General features: G+C 44.9%; 22 protein-coding genes. 12 read left to right on the plus strand and 10 right to left on the minus strand.

The features are described from left to right. Positions 1-135 precede the first annotated feature (135 nt). On the minus strand, positions 136-1,872 hold the full coding sequence (locus J2T16_RS17750) for a methyl-accepting chemotaxis protein (protein ID WP_260510757.1): 1,737 nt from the start codon (positions 1,870-1,872) through the stop codon (positions 136-138). 364 nt (positions 1,873-2,236) lie between these two features. On the opposite strand from J2T16_RS17750, the gene J2T16_RS17755 reads away from it, so the two are divergent. Continuing rightward, positions 2,237-3,262: an LCP family protein gene (locus J2T16_RS17755; protein ID WP_154890764.1), complete on the plus strand. Its 1,026-nt coding sequence runs from the start codon at positions 2,237-2,239 to the stop codon at positions 3,260-3,262. Between the two features lie 117 nt (positions 3,263-3,379). Then, the gene (locus J2T16_RS17760) at positions 3,380-4,621 is read left to right on the plus strand and encodes an acyltransferase (RefSeq protein WP_499018938.1); all 1,242 of its coding nucleotides are present in this window, start codon (positions 3,380-3,382) and stop codon (positions 4,619-4,621) included. A 93-nt stretch (positions 4,622-4,714) separates the two neighbouring features. On the opposite strand, the gene J2T16_RS17765 is transcribed toward J2T16_RS17760, so the two are convergent. Beyond that, the gene (locus tag J2T16_RS17765; protein ID WP_154890762.1) at positions 4,715-5,449 is read right to left on the minus strand and encodes a hypothetical protein; all 735 of its coding nucleotides are present in this window, start codon (positions 5,447-5,449) and stop codon (positions 4,715-4,717) included. 216 nt (positions 5,450-5,665) lie between these two features. Here J2T16_RS17765 and J2T16_RS17770 point away from each other — a divergent pair, with 216 nt between their 5' ends. Together J2T16_RS17770 and J2T16_RS17775 are read left to right on the plus strand one after the other, a co-directional pair. Next, positions 5,666-6,643: a hypothetical protein gene (locus tag J2T16_RS17770; protein ID WP_154890761.1), complete on the plus strand. Its 978-nt coding sequence runs from the start codon at positions 5,666-5,668 to the stop codon at positions 6,641-6,643. Positions 6,644-6,668: 25 nt separating this feature from the next. After that, positions 6,669-6,914: an NHLP leader peptide family RiPP precursor gene (locus J2T16_RS17775; RefSeq protein WP_123063138.1), complete on the plus strand. Its 246-nt coding sequence runs from the start codon at positions 6,669-6,671 to the stop codon at positions 6,912-6,914. 60 nt (positions 6,915-6,974) lie between these two features. Here J2T16_RS17775 and J2T16_RS17780 read toward each other — a convergent pair whose 3' ends face one another. Then, positions 6,975-8,876: an ATP-binding protein gene (locus J2T16_RS17780; protein ID WP_341181701.1), complete on the minus strand. Its 1,902-nt coding sequence runs from the start codon at positions 8,874-8,876 to the stop codon at positions 6,975-6,977. A 153-nt stretch (positions 8,877-9,029) separates the two neighbouring features. Further along, the gene (locus J2T16_RS17785; RefSeq protein WP_090917871.1) at positions 9,030-9,311 is read right to left on the minus strand and encodes a hypothetical protein; all 282 of its coding nucleotides are present in this window, start codon (positions 9,309-9,311) and stop codon (positions 9,030-9,032) included. Between the two features lie 144 nt (positions 9,312-9,455). On the opposite strand from J2T16_RS17785, the gene J2T16_RS17790 reads away from it, so the two are divergent. The 3 genes from J2T16_RS17790 (at position 9,456) to J2T16_RS17800 (ending at position 10,343) form a co-directional block, all read left to right on the plus strand. Beyond that, positions 9,456-9,617 (plus strand): hypothetical protein, encoded by a 162-nt coding sequence (locus tag J2T16_RS17790; protein WP_017690239.1) that lies wholly within the window; start codon positions 9,456-9,458, stop codon positions 9,615-9,617. Between the two features lie 134 nt (positions 9,618-9,751). Further along, the gene (locus J2T16_RS17795; RefSeq protein WP_186809756.1) at positions 9,752-10,123 is read left to right on the plus strand and encodes a hypothetical protein; all 372 of its coding nucleotides are present in this window, start codon (positions 9,752-9,754) and stop codon (positions 10,121-10,123) included. Positions 10,124-10,166: 43 nt separating this feature from the next. After that, positions 10,167-10,343, plus strand: a complete 177-nt coding sequence (locus J2T16_RS17800) for a hypothetical protein (RefSeq protein ID WP_186809741.1) — start codon at positions 10,167-10,169, stop codon at positions 10,341-10,343. A gap of 256 nt (positions 10,344-10,599) precedes the next feature. On the opposite strand, the gene J2T16_RS17805 is transcribed toward J2T16_RS17800, so the two are convergent. Continuing rightward, a complete protein-coding gene (locus J2T16_RS17805) occupies positions 10,600-11,811 on the minus strand; it encodes an MFS transporter (RefSeq protein ID WP_090917867.1) in 1,212 nt (403 codons plus the stop codon). 257 nt (positions 11,812-12,068) lie between these two features. Between J2T16_RS17805 and J2T16_RS17810 the strand changes: the two genes are divergently transcribed. From J2T16_RS17810 to J2T16_RS17820, 3 genes are all read left to right on the plus strand, one after another. Then, complete coding sequence (locus J2T16_RS17810) at positions 12,069-12,731, plus strand: peptidylprolyl isomerase (protein ID WP_154890758.1); 663 nt, start codon at positions 12,069-12,071, stop codon at positions 12,729-12,731. Positions 12,732-13,165: 434 nt separating this feature from the next. Then, positions 13,166-13,432, plus strand: a complete 267-nt coding sequence (locus J2T16_RS17815; protein ID WP_090917861.1) for a YqkE family protein — start codon at positions 13,166-13,168, stop codon at positions 13,430-13,432. Positions 13,433-13,669: 237 nt separating this feature from the next. Next, positions 13,670-14,464, plus strand: a complete 795-nt coding sequence (locus J2T16_RS17820) for an SDR family oxidoreductase (RefSeq protein WP_154890757.1) — start codon at positions 13,670-13,672, stop codon at positions 14,462-14,464. A gap of 111 nt (positions 14,465-14,575) precedes the next feature. Here the strand turns inward: J2T16_RS17820 and J2T16_RS17825 are convergent, their stop codons facing one another. Then, complete coding sequence (locus J2T16_RS17825; RefSeq protein WP_499018939.1) at positions 14,576-15,352, minus strand: YwaF family protein; 777 nt, start codon at positions 15,350-15,352, stop codon at positions 14,576-14,578. A 310-nt stretch (positions 15,353-15,662) separates the two neighbouring features. On the opposite strand from J2T16_RS17825, the gene J2T16_RS17830 reads away from it, so the two are divergent. Continuing rightward, a complete protein-coding gene (locus J2T16_RS17830; RefSeq protein ID WP_253496602.1) occupies positions 15,663-16,637 on the plus strand; it encodes a ring-cleaving dioxygenase in 975 nt (324 codons plus the stop codon). Positions 16,638-16,785: 148 nt separating this feature from the next. On the opposite strand, the gene J2T16_RS17835 is transcribed toward J2T16_RS17830, so the two are convergent. The 3 genes from J2T16_RS17835 to J2T16_RS17845 all read right to left on the minus strand — a co-directional run bounded on the left by J2T16_RS17835 (position 16,786) and on the right by J2T16_RS17845 (position 20,083). Next, positions 16,786-17,493 (minus strand): stalk domain-containing protein, encoded by a 708-nt coding sequence (locus J2T16_RS17835; RefSeq protein ID WP_090917854.1) that lies wholly within the window; start codon positions 17,491-17,493, stop codon positions 16,786-16,788. 243 nt (positions 17,494-17,736) lie between these two features. Continuing rightward, positions 17,737-18,582 carry a hypothetical protein gene (locus J2T16_RS17840; RefSeq protein ID WP_499018940.1) on the minus strand — a complete coding sequence of 282 codons (846 nt, stop codon included), beginning with the start codon at positions 18,580-18,582 and terminating at the stop codon, positions 17,737-17,739. A 223-nt stretch (positions 18,583-18,805) separates the two neighbouring features. Then, a complete protein-coding gene (locus J2T16_RS17845) occupies positions 18,806-20,083 on the minus strand; it encodes a methyl-accepting chemotaxis protein (protein ID WP_154890754.1) in 1,278 nt (425 codons plus the stop codon). 334 nt (positions 20,084-20,417) lie between these two features. Between J2T16_RS17845 and J2T16_RS17850 the strand changes: the two genes are divergently transcribed. Next, complete coding sequence (locus tag J2T16_RS17850) at positions 20,418-21,851, plus strand: aspartate ammonia-lyase (protein WP_154890753.1); 1,434 nt, start codon at positions 20,418-20,420, stop codon at positions 21,849-21,851. Positions 21,852-22,006: 155 nt separating this feature from the next. Here the strand turns inward: J2T16_RS17850 and rpoN are convergent, their stop codons facing one another. Continuing rightward, the gene (rpoN, locus tag J2T16_RS17855; RefSeq protein WP_499018942.1) at positions 22,007-23,311 is read right to left on the minus strand and encodes an RNA polymerase factor sigma-54; all 1,305 of its coding nucleotides are present in this window, start codon (positions 23,309-23,311) and stop codon (positions 22,007-22,009) included. Positions 23,312-23,373 lie beyond the last annotated feature (62 nt).

Below are 23,373 nucleotides of genomic sequence, written 5' to 3' on the forward strand. Positions count from 1 at the left end.
TGACTTGAAATATCAACATTGGTGACTTCTGAAATAACATTGTTGTGACTTGATTAGCGTGAGATGACAAAAAAGCTGTTTCTTCTCCGGATATATCCGGGAGAAACAGCCTTTTTGACGATTTGCTTTTGCAATCTATACTTTGAACTTGTTCACTTGTCCCTGCAATTCCTCCGCCATTTTGGATAACAATCCAGCCGAGGAAGCAATCTCTTCCATGGAAGCTAATTGCTCCTCGGTTGCAGCAGATACGTTGTGTACAGAACCCGCAGCCTCCGAAGCAATATTGGAGATTTGACCTACGTAACTTACAACCTCATTTGTGCTAGCCGACATCTCCTCAGAACCGGCAGATACTTCTTGAATCTCACCAGCGACCTTGTTGGCAGCGTCCGAAATCTGTTCGAAGGCTTGACCAGCTGCAGCAACCAGTTCAATGCCGGTTTCTGTTTCATTACTGTTTACTTTCACGGCTTGTACCGCATGATCCGTATCTTGCTGAATCAGTTGTACAATCTGTGTGATCTGCTGTGCAGAAGCGGAGGATTCTTCCGCCAGCTTGCGCACCTCTCCTGCAACGACAGCAAAGCCTCTACCGTGCTCCCCTGCTCTTGCGGCTTCAATCGCTGCATTCAAAGCGAGCAAATTGGTTTGACGGGCGATGTTATTGATCACTTCAGTGATCGTGCCAATCTCGGCAGAACGTTCGCCGAGTCCTGTAACCAGTTCTCTCAAGGAAGCGATGGAGTTACGAACCGATCCCATCTGTTCAACCGCTTGCTGAATGATTTTGTTTCCTTCCGATGATTGATTCGCCGCATCCACAGCGGATACGGATACACTTTGAGCCAGTTCGGCAATCTGTTCTGAACCCAAAGCCATCTCATTCATTGCCTGCGAAGAACGCTTCACGATATCAACCTGATTCGATGTTCCTACAGACAATTCTTCCACCGTTTCAGTAATTTGCTCCGAAGCTTTCGCGTTTTGCTCTGCACTTGCGAGAAGTTCTTCGGATGAAGCCGCAACTTGCTCCGATGTTTCCGATACGGATTGAATCATCGAACGCAGATTTTGACTCATTGTATTGAAGGATTCTGCCAGGACACCCAGCTCATCCCGGTTCTTCAATGTAATTGCCTCACCTGTCAGGTCACCTTCAGCAATCGCTGCGGCAGCTTCACTCATCTTTTTAACCGGACGAGAGATCATACTTGCGATGAAAAGTGCAATGAATAAGGATAACAATGTTGCAACAATCGCTACAACTAAAATGATGTTAAAAGCATTCTCAGCTAGCTTGACCGATCCAGCAGCAATTTCTTTTGCTCCACTATTGCCAAGATTGATTAATTGAGTAATCAGATCGTTGGCTGTATACCACATTGGATAGGCTGCTGTATGTAGCATGCTGGCCGTAGTATAGTCATTTTTCAGACCATAATCGACAAACTCCGGCATTTTCTGCAAATACGAATCATAATTGGTGGAAAACTGTTCATACAGTTGCTCCGCTTGAGGATCACCCTTAATGAAAGTAAGCAATTGTTTGCGCTCATCTTCAAGCTTGGCAAGCAACACTTTCAACGCTTCGTTCAGTTTCTCCGTCTCACTCGGATTCTGTTCTACAATGATGGCTAGTGCCAACCTTTCCACATCGGACACATCACCGTTCATAATCCCGAGCAAACTTACACTTGGCATCGATTTCTGGTCGATCTGTCTTGATTGGTCAGCCATTGTAAAAACCTGAGTCAGTGTGTACACGCTAACAAAGATAAGCAAAGCCAAAACAATCAAGAAGCCCGTTAATAATTTGCCACGAATTGAAAATTTCACTTTCCCCGATGCGTTCCCTCGCATTTTTTCCATGTTCCCACTCCTCCAACTTCCCCCAATAACTAGTACATCTGTATAATATATCGACATAGATATTCTTCGAGTGAATATATAAAATCTTAATTTCAAGAAAGTTTCTCTTAACAATGAAATAAGTATATCTAACAGACCATAATTTCAATTAGCTAACAGAGCAGATATCCACCGCCTGTGGAAAGTCGAAAATTTTTCAAGAAAGCGGTGAAACTCCTTAATGAGTGTTCCAACTCCAACTCACAAACTATTCGTAAAAAAATATCGAAATTAAATGTATTTTCGGAATCAAGGAGGACATTTTACTTTCTTTTTGTTAAACTAGTTTGGGGATCTATCAGTTCTACATAAGAAAGGTGAGATTATGTTTAAAAAATGGTTATGGGGTACAGCCCTGACCTTGGCACTTGTTGTAACAGGAGTCATTGTCTACTACGGATATTCAATCGTTCATTTTGCTAATAGCATTTCGACCGCTGCATCCAGCGATTCACCTGCTTCAAACCTTGATTCAAACCACGCGGAAAGCTCCGATACACCCAAAGTGGTCATTCCGAAGTGGGACGGCAAAGAGAGAGTAAATATCTTATTAATTGGTGGTGACTCGAGAGGGGATGACGCAGGGCGTTCAGACTCGGTGATGGTTGCTTCGATTGATCCAGTTTCCAAAAAGGCCCACCTGTTCTCCGTACTTCGCGACACCTACGTTAACATCCCAGGCCATGGCAAAAGCCGCCTTAACGCCGCCTATTCCTTCGGGGGAGCCGAATTAACCAAACAGACGGTCAGCGATCTGCTCGGTATACCGATTCAGCATTATGTCTACACGGACTTTACAGGCTTCATGGCTCTCGTTGATGCGCTGGATGGTATCGATATTGATGTGGAAAAAGATATGTACTACACAAGCAAAGCGGATAAACACATGTATGATATTGATTTGAAAAAAGGGCTGCAACATATGGATGGCAAGACAGCCCTCCAGTATGTCCGTTTCCGGCATGATGCAACCTCCGATTTCACACGTACAGAGCGGCAGCGCATCTTTATGACCGAACTTGCCAAGAAGATGCAGAGCACCACTTCGCTCTTTAAAATCCCTGAGATGCTGGAAGCCATTGCTCCTTATATCAAAACAGATCTAAGCCCAACCCAAATGCTGAAGCTCGCTTCACTCGGCTTTGATATTCGTGTGAACGAGATCGATCAGCAACAGATTCCACCGAACAAGTTGCTTACAAATGAGCGGGCTGGATCTGCTCAGGTATTAGGTGTGAATGTGCCCAAGCTTCAAGCTTACATTCAGAAGTTATTTGAAGAAGATAACCAGTCTTCCTCTGATAGCTCAGTAACTGGAGAATCAAATGAGGAACTATCACATCATAACTAGTAAAAGGACGGCTTAGGCCGTCCTTTTTTTGATTCCTTTTTTCGCCATTTAATGCAGCCTTAATGTTTGGAGGGTAGTCTTATATGATGACCCTGGCTACATAAGGGAGGAATGTAAATGAAAAAGCAGAAAATAGCCGAATGGACCGAACTTCGCGGATTAGCTTTTCTGGCTATCGTCATGCAGCATAACATTGCTGAATACATCTATCGGCCAGATATTGAGCAACCTGATTCCGTGATGCTGACCATGATTTATCATTTGACAAGGTTTGGCACACCTACTTTTGTATTTCTGTCGGGTGTGTTGTTGTTCTATCACCATCGCCATACGAAGCCGGATTATCCCCGCTTCATCGGGAAGCGATTTGGTGATATTTATATGCCTTTCTTCATATGGACGCTCATCTACTGGTTAGCTGTACGTGTGTTTACTCCTACGTTCTGGACTTCCGGTATGCCGGATCTGGGAAGCTTTGTACATGAGTTATTTATACCGCAGACAGGATATCACCTGTGGTTTGTGCTGATGGTGTTCCAATTTTATATCCTGTTTCCTTTATTTCTCGCGGGGGCTCATGCTGTTCGTAAAAGGCTCGATAACCTCAAGCGTTTTACGCCGAAACAGGTGACTTTAACCATCATACTCGTTGCAGCCCTATTTTATCTCTGGCTTATGAAATGGTCTTATTATGATATGGCTGACTGGACACAATGGTGGCCAGAGCCCTGGTCTAGCATGCTGGAATATCGTTCATATTCATGGCTCATGTATTGGTTCTACTTTTTCCTTGGCGCGGTATGCGCCTGGACGGTGGAAAGCTGGAGGAATTGGACGATGAGAATGCTCCCTTGCATGATTGCGGTCTTTGTCGCGATGTATATCTGGATGGGGTACACTGTACTGCGCGGGTCAGAAGATACGATGAACCTCAATATCTCTACGTACCTAAAACCTAGTACGTTCATCAGTATTATGGCTCAGATGTTAATGCTCTACGGTTTCCTTGTTCTGCTACATGGTAAAAACCTATGGTTTCAGCGTCTTCTCACTTGGATTGGACGCTACTCCTTCGGCGGTTATCTAGTCCATGCCTTGGTAATTTATGCCATAGCATATGTTACCAGACCATTGCACCTTAGCGGGTGGCATCTGCCTGTAACGATAATCTCATTCATAGTCACCGTTGTGATCGCTCTTGGCATTAGCTGGACACTGTCTAAATTGCCAGGCTCTCGTTTCATGGTTGGATTGACACGTAGCAAGGCTCGGCAAGCTTCTGCTTTTAGTGATCCATTAGCGGGTTCTGGAAGACGCACCCCGAATCAAAATTCGCCCCTTAGGCCCTCAGACGTGTAAAACAAACAAAGAGCGTGCTCCCCTGCGGAGGACGCTCTTGAATTTCTTCCTCATCTTGCTCAGTAGATCAGTCATCTTGTTCTATGAAGTTGATCATTTCACTTCGGTTGAGGTGGATCGGCCAGGCACGTGTCCCGGATGAACTGGAATGGAATGACTGTGCCGTTTTTGATGAACGAACTTTTGCAGATCACCTGTTAATTGTTCTTTTAACTGATTCACCAGCTGCGTTTCACTGATGCCCTTCGTTTGCGCAATTTCAACCAAAGACTTGCCCGCATGCAGTTGTTCTTGCAATTGTTCAGGTGTAATCCCGATGTATTTCGCTATTGCCCCTTTATCTACCATCGGATGTTTTCCATGGTGCGTAAATTCACGTCGTAATTCGGCAAGCGGGGTATTCACTACTTTTTTTAACTTCACATCCATATTGGCTTTCGCTGCTGCAGCTTGTTCCTTGGTGAGACAACCTTCTTTCACGGCCAGATCCAAGCGCTCTGACAGCGTGGGCTTTAATTTTTGCAGTAACTGTTCCTCACTGAATCCTTTGCGTTCCTTCGCGATCTGGGTTAAGGTCTTGCCAAGTTGCATCTGCTGCTTCAAATCACGGAGTCCAATTCCGAGCAAATCGGCTGTTTCTCCGATCATAAACAGACCATGGCCTGCCTGCATACAAGGCTTTTGGTTCCCACCGGCAGATTCAGCCAGGTTTTCATCTTGCTGCTCCGCAGGAGCAGCGGGATCAGCTAAAGCCATCTGGCCTGGTGCAACAGCAAAAATGATAACAGCTGCGCTGGCGGCCAGCCATGATTTCCAATTTATCTTCATTCTTTATCCACCTTTCTTTGTCTCGATATCCTCTGCCTTCTTAGTCTGAACCCAAATTGCAACTTTTTATGCTATAAAATCCAAAATGTCATCAAATTTCTCACAAATGATCACAAAAAATCCTATTTTTTTCAACTAACTTAAGCTATACTGTATTTAACTTCTTGATCTTACTGCATATTCCAACATTTAATGCAGGAGGGACGTTTTCATATCATGCATCGAGAATGGCTAGATCCGTATATGCTTGACGTGAAGGCCGTGTTTGATTCCGTTGAAGAGCGTCTTCGGCAATACCCTGATTCACTGGCAGGGCATGCGCTTGAACAACTCCGTTTGCTTAACCCCTTCAGGGGAGATCCGGGACACAGTTGCATCGGTTACATCACTCCGCTATGGATGCAGTACACAGAGGGACTCCCCTCCGATCAAGCTCATCAGCTTAGCACAGCTTGCCTGTTACACATGATGTATTTTCTTAATCTGGATGATGTCATGGATGAGCCAACTGAGGATGCGGTGCTGAAGTTATCTCTGGGGAATCTTTGCTATGTGGATGCCCTTCAAGTCTATAACGCATTATTTGAACCCTCTTCTGTCTTCTGGAACCATTTCAGACACGTTATTCAGGACTGGGCAGTAAGCGTAAATGGTGAATTACACGTGGATTATTTTCAGCATAACCCACTTCTCATCGCCCAGAAAGCTTCACCAACGCAATTAGGAGTCATTGGTTCCTTGATTTTACTAGAGCAACCGGCTCGAATCTCTTCGGTCTGCGGTGCACTGAATATCGTTCTCATGACTCTACAGATGACAGATGACTTTACAGACACGAAAATGGATGCTGTAAACGGCAACTACAATAGCTACCTCTCTCACCTATCCACAGCTCTCCAACAGGAATATCCGACGAGTCATGTACTTAACGAATCTATACACCACAATGTATATAACTCACAATTGATGAACAGTTATGCAGACGTAGCTCAACACTTCAATGACATCATTGCATCTTCTAACTTGGAGTTTCCACAATTCATTGCCCTGAATTCTTATCTGTGCAACTCATTGGTACAAGCAATTCAGGAAATAGAACAACGTAAAAAAAGACTTTACCGAGGTGGGTTTCACTACTGGATCAGCGAACCACAATCCGGGCCTTCTAATACGGGACAAGCCGATTCAGTTTAATTTAAATATGAAGGGAATGTTGACGATGATGGTGTCAGAAAAAACGTTGCATGAGGATATTATTGAGAAAGCTTGGACAGATGAACACTTCAGACAACAACTCCATTCTAATCCTAAGCAGGCACTTCGCGAGGCGTTTGGTATTACGATTCCTGATCATATCAAGATTCGCACAGTCGAGGAGCAACAAAATGATTATGTTCTGGTCATTCCACCTAACCCTTCCAAAGTCAATTATGACGTCAATTGCGGACCGTGGAGATCGTTTTAATCTTAGCTAAATAAAAAAATCAGGGGTAGAACATTAAACTGGATATCCTCCCCGAGTCCGTCATTTAACGAACTCGGGAAAAGATACAACAGCTTCTGTTCCTACCCCTTTTGTGCTTGTAAAACTGATCTGTCCATTCATCGCTTCCACGATGCGGAAGGTAACCATCATACCTAGCCCAGTGCCTTTGATTTTATTAGAGAAATACGGTTCTCCCAGTCGGGACAAGGCTTCCTCACTCATCCCTTCACCATTATCTCTGACATGCACTTTAACTTTGCCATCCTGTGAGTATGCCCAGATATCAATCTGACCTTGTCCTCCCTGAAATGCCTCAATACTATTTTTAATAATGTTGATAAAGGCCTGCTTGAACTTCGAAGAATTTCCACGAATATAAATATTAGGCGGGATATCCGTTGTAATTTTTCCACCTTCCAGATTGGCCATCGGTACCAGTATACCTTCGATATGATCAAATTCATCTGAAATATTCAATGAAATAATGTGATCAAATTCCGGTTTTGCAAAAGTCAGAAAATCCGTAATAATACCGGAAGCCCGGTCGAGTTCTTCCAATGCAATACGTACATATCCTTTGTTCTTGTTATCTTCCTGCTCTGTCATAAGCTGAAGAAACCCTCTCGTCACCTGAAGCGGGTTACGCACCTCGTGAGCAACTGAAGCGGCAAGTTCGCTAATGATTTCCATTTTTTCAGATCGCTGCAACTCGTTGTTGAATAGTTCCAGTTCCTTGGAGTACTCTAACACTTTGTTATGTTTTTCAGCAAACCGGCTACCAAGAATAGCAATCAATGAGATGACAAATGCAACCATCGACCACTTCCACCAGAGCAGGTGATATGCCCCGCTTCGCTGATAGTACCAAAGAAGTTCCATGACACTAATCAACGAAAAGGTGCCGAAACCAACTGCTAACAGGATCGCTTCACGGTTACGTTGTAGCGCCCGGGCTATCGTACCAACCAGCAGGATGGTCAGCACAATAACCAGTATAAAGCCCACCACATGCTGTACAAGAAGACTGTACAATAGATCCCATTGCCCACCCGATACTACATATACAAACAATGAAAACACAGAAACGATGGAATAGGCCCATTGAGCCTTCCTTAATTTAGTGAATATCCCGTGTACACCGGGGCCAATAACTTGTTCAAAGAAATAACAAAGTGCAGGCATTCCGAGTAACATGGCCAAATCAAACAGAATAGAATACAGGTCCCCATACACTTGATAGAAAGTGTACAAGAATTGAGAATAAGTGATCACCATTGTCCCGATGGAACCCATCACGACACACAGTGATATCCATAGTCCTTTATGAAACTGACCCAGAAAAAATGTGCAACTCAGCATAATAAGCGAGGTAAATACAAAAGTTGAACCCAAAATGATATCCATTAACCCATTATGGAGATACTTCTCCTGCAACATGGCATATGGCCCGACCTGGACATCACCTTGAATGCCCAACCATCCTCTCTCATTTTGCGCCCAAACATAGAGTGTACTACCCGAATTTTCTGCAGATAGCGGTAAAAAAACGGCATTATTGTCGTAATTATAATGGTAATTCTCATATACTTTCCGATCTTCAAGATAGATCACAATATGAGTACCTTTAATATTTTCGAAACGAATCGCTGAACTTCCGTCATGCAAACGGGGAATTGTCAAACGTGTCCACAAAGAACCTGATGGTTCTTTCGTACTGTCTACAATTCGCTCAACACTACGTTTCTCCCATATTTCATCCTGGCCCATAACTTCACTAATGAAGCCCTGATCTCCAGCGTTCCCCCATTTCACTTCCCATCCTGTAATGGCTACAGGCTGCCGAATCTCTTCTGGTGCGGCAAGCACGAGTCCATGCGGCATACACAGAATCGTGCATATCGTCATCCACAAGATGATAATAGCTTTGGGCACATTTCTCATTCACAGCACCTCAAAGTTTTTATTTTCGCTTCTTCATTTCTCCCTCACCCTATCAATTCGCCACCGTTTATCATGTCACCTTCTTACACAAATTTAAAATTCACATATAAGTAGATTTATAGTCTTTTTTCCATTTTATTGTTATAAAAGCCGTTAATTTCGCAAGTCCTCAAACTGGTTTTCGATCATTTCACGTTCCTTCTGTTCCACTTTCGTACGAAACTCCAACCACTGCTCCGTTTCTTCATCATCGTAAATTGTCCATATATCAGAGAATAAAAAATCACGTAACTGAACAACCTGTCCAGACCATATACCGCCAACCCAGAACAATCCATCCGGACGACGAATGACTGTACGAGAAAATCCGGGTGTGGACGCTTTCTGTCCGATCCGAATACGTGTGATCATATTGCCTAATGTATACCAGTCCACGTTGCACCCCTCCTTGAGTAGTCATGCTTCATCATAACATAGGAAAAACAAGAAATGCTGGAAAAACGGCTGGCACGATTCAATCCAGTGGATCATGTGTAATGGTTTTTCAAAGCAAACTCACTAAACAAGGAGATGATTATGATGAATGAGCCTCATCGCACGGTAGAAGTTGAACATAAGGATGTACAACACAAATCGGATTCAAGTATGGTCGCCTCTACATTTATTAAATATGCCGCATATATCATTATCTTTTTCGGATTTCTCTACTTCCTTGTGAAATATGTATTCCCGAAATTTTAACGAAATCCTGACATAATCTGGTCTGTTTACGGGGACAATATCATGCTTGGAAGAACGATAAAATGCTGAAATGATGCCATTACATTGTTTAAATTGGTCGTACTATAAACAAGTTATGAAAGGAAGTGCTGATGATGTCTGATAAACCCATTAGCAACGTGGAAAGTGAACGCTATTATGACCGTTACCAGAGGTCCCGTGATATTCCGCCTGAAACCGAAGTACCCGAAGGCGACATGGATACCTTTGATGAAGTTTCTGGACGCCGCATTGAAATAGAGATGGAAGATTCGGAGCTTCCACCTGCATCTGCTGTAGACGAAGAAGGTTTGGAATCCCGCTTGGCGGAAACTCCACTGGAAGCCGTACCCGATGCAGATCTGGTGCAACCGGGCAGCCCGGTTGATCCTGCCGCACCCGACCCCGATGCCCTGCATGGTACAGATCTGTTAAACGGGGCTGGAGCTGACGCTAAACCACAGCAGAATATCTTGCCTCCGCGTTAGTAGATGTCTTGTTTTGCGTATTCTGACAATAGGAGGTGCTGACATGACCAAAAACAATGAGGAAGAACAGGTTAAAGAAAATAAGAACCTTGTTACCGAGCGGGATATCGATCCTGATTTTGGCCTCTTTACAGAAGATTCTTTCCCTGATGCACTGGAAGATGAAGATCAGCGCGATGCGGTCAAACATGCCATTCCCGACGAACAGACCTCCGAGTAAACCTCATGAACTGATTTGCAGATCGGTATGCGTAAACGTTGCGCTGAATGTAATAAAGTGATGCTGGAAGCCCCCTCAACAAGGGGTTTCTTTTATTTTCTCTTCAAAGCTTGCTCTAGCTTACACAGAAAAGAAGATGACAATTGCATTTCCAGCGTCATCTTCTTCCCATACTTATAACGTTTCTTTCAAAAACCTGAATCCAAAATCTATAGCTAAACGCAGTTCTCTCCAGTCACCATTGCCATTGCAAGGTTCACTTCTCCACTGGCTTAGCCACTCCGGGGAGCTTGTGCTCCAACCTGGACCACTTGACCACAATAGCAGTAGCCAGAAGCGCAAGGCCATTAATGATAAATATCCAGCGAATCGGCAGCCAGCCGCCAAGGACACCGCCGATAATCGGCCCTGCCATCGTTCCGATCTGGGCTGCGGACTGGTTCAGACTAAATGCACGTCCCCGAAAAGCCGGTTCAGTCACTTGTACAATCATCGCATTGATCGCAGGAAAAACGGCCGCAAAAAAGAGTCCATAGACAAATCTCAGAATGCCAAATGCAACGTAACCTGTTGTAAAAAACTGCAACAGATTGCCCACCGCGCCGCCAATGAGTCCGATTACCAGCACTTTTCCAAAACCGATCCTTGATCCAAGCTTGCCCCAGCGCGGAGCCATAATGACCGTCGCAACCCCTACCGCCGAGAAAATAATCCCTGAGCTTAAGGAAGCCCGATCAGGCTGAACTCCCATCTCCATGACATATACCGTTAATAGCGGCTCCAGAATCATTACAGAAAAAGTACAAATGCCCATCATACCAAGCACGGTGACAAACACACGATTCGCTCTCGCTTCACGGATGTCATCCATAACATGCGAACGTGCCTTGTTACGATTAAAATTCTCTTCCTTGACCCAGAAGGTTGCAATGATTGCGGACACCAGCACGACTATCGCCGAAAATAGAAACGCACTGCGGTTGCCATAATAGTGGCTGACAAACCCGCCGATCAGTGGACCGATAATCCCCCCTGTAGCTCCAGCAGTGGACATAATGCCCAAAGCATATCCAGTCTTCTCTTCAGGTGTGTTCGTGCCCACAAGAGCAATCGCCGCAGGAACAAATCCGGCAAGCAATCCTTGGAACAGTCGAACCACAATCAGTGAATACGGATCTTGTACAAAAAAATTAATCAGATACAGGACAGCCAAGCTGTACCCTGAACGAATTAACATCGGCTTGCGCCCATATTTATCGGCTAATGATCCCCAGAAGGGTGATACAAGAGCGCTTGCAAGAAAAGTAATGCCAAAAGAAAGTCCTGACCAGAATTCCAGATGATTGCGCACACCCAGATCACTGCTTAGAAATAAGGGAAGAAACGGAATCGAAATGGAATACGCCGTACTGCAAAAAAAGACACCGATCCATAAAATGATCAGATTACGCTTCCACGAGAAGTTCATATACCCGCCCGTCCTTTCCGTAACTGACGCCGGGACTGCCGTGTTTGGAGCGGACGGATCAGACCCGTACGTCCCCCTGATGCGGAAGCATTTTCCTTATTTTACACCCATGCTCTCATGATGACCATCCCCAGTTCACCGAATTAACATGGCTTGCATTGCCATTCTGAGCCAAGAAACGGTATGATAGTTGAAGAATTCACCAAACTATATTGGATGAAACTCGTTATAACAACGAACCAAGGAGGAACATATTCATGTCTTTACGGTGGAAAAAAACAACCGCAGTCTCGCTTGTGTTTGCGATGCTGTTGATCGTTATGAGCGGATGCGTACGCCCGGCAAGCAATGCTACACAAACTCCGGTTCCAGCACCACCAGCGGGTGCTAATCCTGTAGCCACGATTGAGATGCAGGACGGACAGAAGATCGTCATTGAGTTGTATCCTGAGATTGCCCCCAATACGGTGTACAATTTCATCTCCCTGGCGAACAAAGGCTTTTATGATGGCCTGATCTTCCATCGGGTTATTCCGGGCTTTATGATTCAAGGCGGTGATCCGAACGGCAATGGTTCAGGCGGACCAGGTTATGCGATCAAAGGTGAATTCACCTCTAACGGTCATAAAAACCATCTGAAGCATACCCGTGGGATACTCTCCATGGCACGCAAATCAGATAATTTGGATTCTGCCGGATCTCAGTTCTTCATTATGCTGGCTGACGCTGATTATTTGGATAACTCTTATGCGACTTTTGGTAAAGTGACCGAAGGAATGGATGTAGTTGATGGAATTGCAGCACAGCAAATTGGCGAAGGTGACAAGCCGGTTACGGACCAAGTCATGAAGAAAGTAACCGTTGATACACACGGACTGGAATATCCAGAACCTGTTAAGATTACAGAGGAGAAAAAGTAACCCTCTTCTAAGAACAAACAAAAGCTCTGTTCTGTGCATTTGGCGCAGAGCAGAGCTTATTTAATGATAACGTTTACATAAGTAAATGGATCAAAAACTCTTTTTCGGTCTCGGATAATACCTCAATGTATCCATCCCAATAAATTCAGCCACCCGATAACCGCAATCCACAGTGGGAAACTAAAAGCCATCCCCCATGCAAGCCCTTTCAACAAACTACGGTTTGCCTCCATGAACAACGACTCCTTTCTTCAGGGAATAGTCGTAGTATCGGTACCATTATATGGTTTTATACCTGTCTTCATTCGCCGTGACATGCCCTTTTTCCTGCATGAGCTCTGCAACTTCATGGAATGCGCAACACGAACCTGATATACTATGACTACAATAATGATATGGATGATGATTCATGTTTTTGAAAGGAGATTTTCCAAGTGGCTAAATCCAAAAGACGTACTCCAGCACCCAAGGCTCAGAATCAAAATCAGGACCAACCGACCACGCTGAAAGATTTACTGAGCAGTGATGTGCTCGAGAAACTGAAAGCGCAAGCTGACGAAGCCAAAGCTGCTGAAGCACAGCGCAAAGAGCAGGAGCGTTTACAGGCAGAGGAAGCTCGTAAGGCGGAACAGAAGCGCCGGGACAATGACTTTGAGTATCTGCTGAACAATAGCTCCATGGACTGGAAGAAACATAAGTAACCAAGAGATGAAGTGGTCACACCAAGCTGTCCATACATCCTATGATACAAGTTATACGAATGAAACGTATGAAGCTAATCTTACTTCATGAGATTATTTTCATACTATAATTTCTGAACAAAGCAGGGCCCAGATGGGGCCCTGTTTTTAATATGAGCACATATGATTCACCTCCCCCATGTCGGGTATTTAGAAGTAGAGTGTTCAAGGACAATTCATACATGGAGGGATCAATGAATGGCTGAACAACGTTTGGAAGGTAAAGTAGCAATTGTTACTGGAGGCGGCTCCGGTATTGGTCAGGCCTCTGCCATTCGATTCGCCGAGCAAGGGGCCAAAGTATACATGTTAGATCGTACACCCGAGAATGCAGAGGAAACGAAACAGATCATCGAAAAAGCCGGTGGCGAAGCTTATGTGATTGAATGTGATATCTCCAAGCCGGAACATGTAGAGAAAGCCATCAACCAGGCGGCAACCGAAGCAGGCAAGCTGGATATCGTTTTTGCTAATGCAGGAATTAATGGCGCCATGGCTCCAATTGAAACGATGAAAATCGAAGATTGGGATCAGACGATGGAGATTAACATGCGTGGCACGTTTGCAACAGTGAAGTATGCCATCCCTCATCTGAAAGAGCGCGGCGGCAGTATTATCATTACGAGTTCCATTAACGGCAACCGCGTATTCTCCGGCATCGGATTTTCTGCATACGCTTCCAGCAAAGCAGGTCAAACGGCTTTCACCAAAATGGCGGCACTGGAGCTAGCTCGTTACAAGATTCGTGTCAACGCCGTTTGCCCAGGAGCGATCGATACCAACATTGATGACAATACGTATCCATCGGATGATCTGAAAGATGTTCAGATTCCAGTGGAGTTTCCTGAGGGACATGAGCACCCGCTCAAAGGCGAACCAGGAACATCGGAGCAAGTCGCCAATCTGGTACTGTTCCTCGCTTCAGATGAAGCCTCACATGTAACAGGCACACGTATCTACGTGGATGGTGCCGAATCACTTCTGCGTGGATGAGCTATTTATTTACACGCCCACTCCGATGACAGAAATATAACAAACCCGCAAATTTTCTGGATGATCAGAATGTTTGCGGGTTATCTTAATTAAAACTCGGATTCAGGAAAGTTAGTTTTTGGAATACGTCTGCGGCTGCTTTTCCTTTTTGCCACTGATACGTTTCAGCCACTCAGGAATCGCAAAGAGCATAAGGTATAACAAGGAGAATAACACCAGAGCCAGAACCTCTTCTCCGAGAATGTAGACCGGATAAGGCCCAAGCATATCTAACACAGACGGTGTGTCCGGTTTATGTCTCAGGAACATATAATTCGCATCGAGCAATACATCCAAACCGTATACCACGAGCGCAGCAATGTTTACAAATATCATGGAGTCTGCAACAGATCTCCATCCAGGACGAAGTTGTTCCACCCAAGTCATATAGAGAAGAGCAAGAATGATCATCGCATGTGCAACAAAGAATTGAATGAAGCGGAAATGAGCAAAAGCATAACCAAGATTCGGCGTAATTATAGCCATCAGAGCACCTGCAATACCTGAAAAAAGCAAGGCAGAAAATAACCATTTTTGGCGTGTCAGTAATAACAACGCTGATAATAATAACGACAGACTGCACAGCTCCAGCGGTAGCGATGTCTGCAGACTCCAAATTCCTCCATACACATACCAGATTTGCAGTACAATCTCACAACTTACCATGAATCCTGCCAAACCGATGCGTACGGTCCTGCTTGAACGTTCAGACATGAAACGAAGACGATGCCTAAAAAGAAATAACAGAATAACAAGTACAAAAATAATGATCATCGATGCAATATGTGAAGTCGAGAATGCCGCAAAAGGCTCTGCATCATACGGGTCAAGCCAAGGTGGATAGGCCATGCCTTTTCTTCTCTCCTTTTCCGGTTAACAGAGGTAACTTCTTATAACGCGATTGGTAACTTTTTTCATTCTGCCACTGATCACTATACCTGTCCAGCTTCATTCAAATAAGTATTGTATTTTAAATATCTTTATGTTAAGATAAAACCAAGAAAGAAACATACAAAAAGTTAGTAACTTTAAATATTGAATTGATACTAGTCGAACTTAACTCCTTACCCTGACTTGTTATTTAAAACATTAGCGATCTAGTACATTTAAGGAACGTTCATAAAACTTCAACTTTATCTCTATCTAGGAGGAATATATTATGTTAATCAAAGGACTTCACCACGTATCCGCGCTTACCGCGCATGCCGATCAAAACTACCGTTTCTATACGGACATCATGGGCCTTCGTCTGATCAAAAAAACGGTCAATCAGGATGACGTTTCGGTCTATCACCTGTTCTATGGAGATGAGAAAGGAAATCCCGGCACAGAGCTCACCTTCTTCGAAATTCCAATGGCTGGACGCACACGTGAAGGTGTAAACAGCATCTCTGCCACCTCACTTCGTGTGCCAAGTGATGCAGCTCTTGCGTATTGGGCACAGCGCTTCGATGAATATGAAGTAACTCACGGCGAGATTGTGCAACGTGGAGGCCGTGCAACACTGGCATTTACAGACTTTGAAGGTATGCGGCTGATTCTCGTTTCTGATGAACATAACTCGGGTGTCGCCGGGGGTAAACCTTGGGATCGAAGCCCTGTGCCAGCGGAGTATGGCATCATTGGACTCGGCCCAATTCATCTGACCGTACGGGATGCTTCACTCACTACACCTGTTCTCACCGAATTGCTTGGGTTTAGAGCAAAAGGCAGCTACCCCGCGTTTACTCCAGGTCAACCTGATGTACTTGTGTTCGAATCTGGTGAAGGTGGTAGCGGTTCAGAAGTTCATTTGGAGGAACGCAATGATCTGGAGCAAGAACGGCCAGGACGCGGCAGTGTTCACCACGTGGCCTTCCGTGTAGACAATGAGGAAGAATTAAGACAATGGGTTGACCGAGTACATCAGTTCCGATTCCCAAGCTCCGGTTTTGTAGATCGCTTCTACTTCCGTTCCCTGTACTTCCGTGAAGCTAACGGCATTCTGTTTGAGCTTGCGACAGATGGCCCGGGATTTGATACGGATGAGGACTTCGCCACACTTGGAGAATCACTGGCGTTACCTCCATTCCTGGAAGGACGCCGTGCTGAGATCGAAGCAAACCTGAAACCGCTGGATACCATGATCCGCTAATGTTCGTGACTATCGGGTAAGTCAGCATTGAATTTTCAATGAAATGAAAATAAAACGATGATCACCACACAACTCTGTATTCAAAACTTGAGTCAGAGGATGCCTGGTGAATCATCGTTTTTTATTAGCCAGTTTAACGTAGTCTGTCTTATTTGGTCAGATACGATGTTGTAAGTGGTACAAACAAGGCTGAACCTGGATCTTCGGATACAATCTCGACATATACAGCGTCTGTGCCTTTAACATCCACATCAAGACTCATCATACCGTTTTCCGGAGTGATATTGAATTTTTTGAGTGTCGCGAGATCCTGATCGTAGATATGAATCTCCTGATTTCCTTTGAGCGCGGCAAGTTCCAAGTGCAGAGAAGAATACTTTTTACCCGTATTGATCTGGATATCTTTTCCCTGCTTCGCAGGGTCATTATGCAGATAGACATCCTTGTAATCCTTGCCTTTGTACGTGGTATCCTTAGGATCTTTGGTGTGCCAAGCGGTAGAACCCAGTACGGATGTTCCAAGTGCACTCAGCGTTACTTTTCCGTTGGTTACCGGCGCAGAACCATTCGTTCCACCGATAAGGACGGATGAAGTTGCACCGTCATAATTGATCTCTGTTCCAAGCAACGTACCTACTGCACGAACCGGCAGATATGTGGTTCCGTTATATGTGATCGGAAGTACCGTCTTGCCATTGGCATCCTTGGCTGTCACTGTCTCACCATTTAATTTCAGGGTGATTTTGCTGTTGAGATATGCTTTGATTTGCTCCAAACCTGTAGCTGCCAGTGCACCCGTACCAATACCGAGTGTCAATGTGCCCACCATCAAACCAAGTACGACCTTTTTCTTCATCAAATTCCCTCCCAGACGTTTAAATGAGTTGTCCTTTATACATTTAAACGACTAAAGCGTGAATGTCAATTGTTTTCAGCATTTTTCCGCAACTTTTTTTATTTCCAGACAGCACAAAATGAGGCTGTAGTCACTCCTTTTTTTTCAGCCCCATCCAATGGTCACGCTTGCCATGGCATGTCCTATATTTTATTAGGTATTTACATCTAAGACCTCGTGCTGCAGCACAAGATCACCCTTTGCTCAATCAAATGATTCGTAGTATTCCTCTTCATACACTTCCATACTATATTTCAAGTCGTTCGCCTTCCATTCCCCATTCTGAAACACATAAGAAAACGTTAAATCGCCCGCATAAACCCCTTCGCCATATGCACCCGATGTAGAGACAACAAGCTTGTTATCCTCCACGCTATAATAAGTTACACGACCAAATTGTAACTTCTCATGATACAGAACATCTCCTGCTCCCTTCTCCACATTGGAGGGCTCGGCTGGAACCCCATTTAAAGTCACCCCAATCTCGATCTGGTCGGAGGTTACCGTAACTTTGGAATCCACATGTTCTTTCACAATCTCATCCAGAGTCTGCATCTTCATTACATCCAGTGAAACCGGATCAAGAATGTGTGCCTGACCCAGATAAATTCCGGTGCCGTGTCCCTCTGAATACAACACCACAATCTCTTTTTTACCATCACCGTTTAAATCCAGTTCATGTACTTCAGGTTTGTACGATCCCCCCTCTGCTCTCCAATCACTAAATTCACGTTTTTTGCCGTTTGCCTCAACCACGAGGCCATTATATATATATCCCGAGCCCCCAATACTCATTGGGTACACCCGAACATCATTATTCTCTGGAGCCACGGAAACATCATCTGCTTTCACCGGCATCATATCTTTGTTGCTGTTCAGTGCATCATTCATTCGATCTATATGGGAAGCCTCGACCGCTGTGGCCTGGCTGGATGATTCATTTATATTAAGCTGTTGTTGCGACTCATTTGTCGTTTTGGCAGTTGAAGTTACTGAAAGTGTGGCCACCGCCAAAATAATCATCAGCAGGATACCTGTCCAAGTTTTCAATATACTGGGCTCCTTCTTCTGTTGTGATAATCCTATTATATCTTCATTTATCGCCCGCGCGTTGCAATTTTGTTAATCTTTCTTAAAAATTCTTTACAAATCTTCAATCACACGAAAAAACGTTCGTCTTTTACCATAATAAGCTAGGGCATGTCTGAAAAACTGACTAGCTTTCAAGATACGCCCCAATTTCCCGGAAAATAAAAAACACTCCGGAAGCAGCTCAAGGCTGCATCCGGAATGCTTTAGTTTTATCGAGTAATCGATCTGTTAACTGTCTCAACTCTTCTGCAGAAGAGGATATCTCCTCCATGATTGCGGTCTCCTCATGCGCGGCATCCATGATGCGCTTCGCTTCATCAGAGAAGGAACCGGCTTTCCCCTGGATCTTCTTCACATGACCATGCGTTTGCTCTACGCGCCCTGTCTGCTCAGCAATTTTGGAACCAATATCATGAGCGCCTTGCATAAACACTTCAACCGTGCCTGTCAATTCAAGCAACGTCTGATCAACGGAAACCGTTCGTTCTGATTCGTTCACAACAAGTCCATGCTGTTCATGGCTCAGCTCCACGGTTTCCCGAATTCGTTGTTGTACACGACTGATCAGTTCATTAATGCGATGAACGGAATCTTTACTCTCATCAGCAAGTTTGCGAATCTGCTGCGCTACAACGGCAAATCCTGCGCCCTCTTCTCCTGCACGCGCTGCTTCAATAGAAGCATTTAATGCGAGTAACCCTGTTTCTTCAGCAATATTTTTGACCGATTGTGTAATCGCTTCGATATCGGAAGCTTCCTTCTCCAAGAGCAACATAATATCGCGGGAACGGTTGTGAGACTCGGCTAGTTCATTCATGCCTTTCATCAATGATGAGAAGGTTTCTTTGGTATGATCCACCGAACGTCCCATCTTACCAGACAATTCGGTCATACCTAAAGACTGATGTTGCATTTTCTGAAAATCATTCAACATCTCATCGGCGGTAATCAGGGAATGCTGGGAAGTCACTTTCTGATCCTCTACGCCAACCGCAATATGATCCACGGCCTCAGACATCATCTCGATCTGTTCTGCAGCCTGTGTAATGGCTTCGCTCAATGACTGTGCGTTCTGAGAGGTTGTCCGCGTACTATCCGCAATATCGTTCACGATACTTCTCAGATTAGAAACCATTACGTTGAACGCATCATATAATACGGTAAGCTCATCTTGTGTACGGCGCTGCGGAATCTCCGTGGTGAGATCACCGGAAGATACCTGCTGCGCTGCACGAGACAGCTGAACAATCGGACGAGTCAGATAGCGGGAAGCAATCCAGCCGAGAATCCCGTTCCAACATACTCCCATAAGCAAAATGATAGATATGTACAGCCAGTTTGGCATATCAAGCGAAATCCAATCTTTTACAAAGAAAATAAAAAAGCCGCTAGTTCCGTAAGTAATAATTGAAATTAGTACCAGACCTGCGACAGTCTTCGCCCCTAAAGTCCATTTCATGTTCGCACCCCGTAGTTCTTTTTTCCTATTTTACCAATCTTGTACCAAATTTCATGTGACATATATCACTGAAAACGCTCTATTTACCTTTTGCATATCGTTCATGCATGACTTTCATACCATAAAGCTCATAATGAATAAGACAAGCTTAGGTACCCCTCCCTTGTAGCTGTAATTCATGATATGAAATTTTAAATTCCCCAATTTAAATTATTATCGGTTTCAATGAAAGAATCATTTAGCTTGGCATCTATTTTGCTTAAATGATATACTGAGTGCGCTTCAGCAACGCTGGAGCCGAACTATTTTTATGATGCCACTGGAGGCGAACGAGATGTCTACTATGTCCACACGGACGGAGAAAGATTTTATCGGCGAAAAAGAAATTCCAGCTTATGCGTATTATGGAATTCAGACGGTGCGGGCTGTAGAGAACTTCCCGATTACCGGTGTTCCGGTTCACCGCGAACTGATTACGGCACTGGCTGCTGTTAAAAAAGCGGCAGCGATGGCGAACATGGAACTGAAAATGCTCCCAAACAAGATTGGGGAAGTCATCATCATGGCAGCGGATGAAATGATGAAAGGCCATCATCTCGATCATTTTATTGTAGACTCCATTCAGGGCGGTGCAGGCACCTCCATGAATATGAATATCAACGAAATTTTGGCCAACCGCGGACTCGAACTGTTAACGAAAAACAAGGGAGACTACTTCCACTGTAATCCGAACAATCATGTAAACATGTCTCAGTCTACCAATGACGTTGTGCCAACAGCCTTACGCATTGCGGCTTATCAGCTCTCCGAGACCCTGCTTGGTACAATGAAAAAGTTGCAGGAAGCCTTCCACAAAAAAGAGATTGAGTTCAACGATGTTGTCAAAGTAGGACGTACACATCTACAGGACGCCGTGCCTATCCGACTTGGACAAGAGTTCGGCGCTTATGCGCGCGTGATTGGACGGGATATTGAACGTCTTCAATTCGCCAATAAACGTATGCTTATGATCAACATGGGTGCAACAGCTGTAGGTACAGGACTCAATGCCAAACCGGAATATATCGTCAAGGTTACTGAGTATCTGTCAGAAGTGACTGGCCTGCCGCTACAGACCGCGGATGATTTGGTTGACGCGACACAGAATACAGACGCCTATTTGGAACTCTCAGCTGCATTGAAAGTATGCGCTGTCAGCCTGTCCAAAATCTGTAATGACATCCGTATGATGGCCTCAGGCCCGCGTGCCGGATTTAACGAACTGCTTCTGCCGCCACGTCAGCCGGGATCTTCCATTATGCCAGGGAAAGTCAATCCGGTCATGGCAGAGGTAATCAACCAGGTATCCTTCCAGGTCATGGGAAATGATCACACGATTTGCATGGCTTGTGAAGCCGGACAATTCGAGCTGAATGTGATGGGACCGGTTATTGCATTCAACCTGTTACAATCATTGAAAATCATGAATAATGGCATTGATGTCTTCACACGGTATGCTGTCGAAGAGATGGAGGCCAATCGTGAGCGCTGCGAGTTGATTATGAAGCAAAGCTTCAGTGTCGTGACTGCTCTGAACCCGCATCTTGGTTATAACGTAGCGGCTTCGATTGTAAAGGAAGCATTAAAAACCGGGATGACCCTGCAGGAAATCATCTTGGAGCGAGGTTTGCTGACTCCAGAAGAATTGGAAGAGATTTTACATCCAGAACAGATGACCACGCCGGGGATTGCCGGAGAACATTTCCTGCGTAACATGGAGCGCATGTAAACACACTGATCTTATGAGTTCAGATTAAAAATTCTAAAGAAGCCCCGTTATCCGTTAGTCAACGGATAACGGGGCTATTTGAAGTATAATTCGATACGATAAATTTCAGATTTATAAAGAGTCGTTCAGACTTAACGTGATAAGACGTATACACTTCAAGCCCAGCGTTTTCGTTCCAGGGATGACAGAATTCGAAGCTCCTCCCTGTATTTCGCAACGGTTCTTCGAGAAATGATGATGCCCTCGCCTTCAAGGAGAGCAGATAATTGGCTATCTGAGTACGGCTTGTTTAGTTGCTCGGTTCGAATGATTTCCTTCAGCCGCCGTTTGACAGCCGATGCAGACGTCTGTTCTCCAGACACGGTCGTAATACCGTAATCGAAAAAAGCCTTAACCTCGTAAACCCCATACGGAGTGTATATATATTTTCCGTTCACGGCCCGGCTAACTGTTGATTCATGCATCTGTACTTTCTCAGCAACCGCGGCCAGATTAAGCGGCACCAGTGCAGCGGGGCCCTCACTTAAAAAGCGCTTTTGCTCTTCCATAATGGCCATCATCACACGTAACAATGTCCTGCGCCGCTGTTGCACACTGCGTATAACGGCTCTCGCCTCAGCTGCCCGAGTCATCCAGATCTCACCGGGAGACGACTCCTGTATCCAGTTGTTGCAAGCTTCATTTACGGTTACGCGCGGATTGCCTGTTGCAAGCAGCTTGAGTACCATTTCCCCATGAACCATATCCACAGTAGCATCGGGGACGATATAATGTGCACGTTCATTACAGCCTATCGATCGACAAGGCTTAGGGTCAAGACGAGTAATATACTCGTATGCTGCTTGTGCTTCCCGCGAAGTTATACCATACTTGCCTGCTGTCCGCCCGGGATGAAAAGGAACCAACACCTCCAGCCCTGCCCGCACGATACGCTCGGCATAAGGAATCGCTGCTGGGTCACGCTGAATCTGCAACAGCAAACATTCTTGCAGATTTCGCGCCCCTACACCCGGAGGGTCCAGGGACTGCAACAAATCAATTCCTGCGTTCAGTTCGCTCATGGACAATCCGAGTTCAACCTGTACTTCAGATAGCTCAACCTTCAAGTAACCATCAGCATTCACACATCCAGCCAAATAGACCGCCACTTTCTCCAGCCTATGCGGAATTTTCATCGTGCGAATTTGCGAAGCAAGGATTTGTTCCAGCGTAGGCGCTGTTCCTTTGGCTTGAAGCAGAGGGTCATAGGAAGGATACACCTGCTGATTGTTTCTTCTTGATGGCTTAAAAGAATAAACGGACTGCTCTTCCAATTCAAGAAGCGGATTATCCGCTGCGACATCCTGCAAATAACGAATCAGTTCCTGACCGGACAAGGTCAGCAAATGAAAGGACTGCTTCATTTCCGGCGTGATGGACAGCCGGAAGCGCTGTTCCTGCACCAACTGAACACCTAACATCCGATGCCCTCCTTATGTCAAGCTGGATACTATTCATTGCAACACTGGGATTTGCAGGAATA

This window comes from Paenibacillus intestini (assembly GCF_030803945.1).
Classification (GTDB): Bacteria; Bacillota; Bacilli; order Paenibacillales; family Paenibacillaceae; genus Paenibacillus; species Paenibacillus polysaccharolyticus.

Coding starts and splice junctions, on each gene's coding strand:
- J2T16_RS17760 (WP_499018938.1), top strand. CDS start 3,380: ATGAAAAAGCAGAAAATAGCCGAATGGACCGAACTTCGCGGATTAGCT.
- J2T16_RS17835 (WP_090917854.1), bottom strand. CDS start 17,493: ATGAAGAAAAAGGTCGTACTTGGTTTGATGGTGGGCACATTGACACTC.
- J2T16_RS17830 (WP_253496602.1), top strand. CDS start 15,663: ATGTTAATCAAAGGACTTCACCACGTATCCGCGCTTACCGCGCATGCC.
- J2T16_RS17800 (WP_186809741.1), top strand. CDS start 10,167: ATGACCAAAAACAATGAGGAAGAACAGGTTAAAGAAAATAAGAACCTT.
- J2T16_RS17755 (WP_154890764.1), top strand. CDS start 2,237: ATGTTTAAAAAATGGTTATGGGGTACAGCCCTGACCTTGGCACTTGTT.
- J2T16_RS17825 (WP_499018939.1), bottom strand. CDS start 15,352: ATGGCCTATCCACCTTGGCTTGACCCGTATGATGCAGAGCCTTTTGCG.
- J2T16_RS17795 (WP_186809756.1), top strand. CDS start 9,752: ATGTCTGATAAACCCATTAGCAACGTGGAAAGTGAACGCTATTATGAC.
- J2T16_RS17820 (WP_154890757.1), top strand. CDS start 13,670: ATGGCTGAACAACGTTTGGAAGGTAAAGTAGCAATTGTTACTGGAGGC.
- J2T16_RS17780 (WP_341181701.1), bottom strand. CDS start 8,876: ATGAGAAATGTGCCCAAAGCTATTATCATCTTGTGGATGACGATATGC.
- J2T16_RS17805 (WP_090917867.1), bottom strand. CDS start 11,811: ATGAACTTCTCGTGGAAGCGTAATCTGATCATTTTATGGATCGGTGTC.
- J2T16_RS17790 (WP_017690239.1), top strand. CDS start 9,456: ATGAATGAGCCTCATCGCACGGTAGAAGTTGAACATAAGGATGTACAA.
- J2T16_RS17775 (WP_123063138.1), top strand. CDS start 6,669: ATGATGGTGTCAGAAAAAACGTTGCATGAGGATATTATTGAGAAAGCT.
- J2T16_RS17765 (WP_154890762.1), bottom strand. CDS start 5,449: ATGAAGATAAATTGGAAATCATGGCTGGCCGCCAGCGCAGCTGTTATC.
- J2T16_RS17845 (WP_154890754.1), bottom strand. CDS start 20,083: ATGAAATGGACTTTAGGGGCGAAGACTGTCGCAGGTCTGGTACTAATT.
- J2T16_RS17750 (WP_260510757.1), bottom strand. CDS start 1,872: ATGGAAAAAATGCGAGGGAACGCATCGGGGAAAGTGAAATTTTCAATT.
- J2T16_RS17810 (WP_154890758.1), top strand. CDS start 12,069: ATGTCTTTACGGTGGAAAAAAACAACCGCAGTCTCGCTTGTGTTTGCG.
- J2T16_RS17850 (WP_154890753.1), top strand. CDS start 20,418: ATGTCTACTATGTCCACACGGACGGAGAAAGATTTTATCGGCGAAAAA.
- rpoN (WP_499018942.1), bottom strand. CDS start 23,311: ATGTTAGGTGTTCAGTTGGTGCAGGAACAGCGCTTCCGGCTGTCCATC.
- J2T16_RS17770 (WP_154890761.1), top strand. CDS start 5,666: ATGCATCGAGAATGGCTAGATCCGTATATGCTTGACGTGAAGGCCGTG.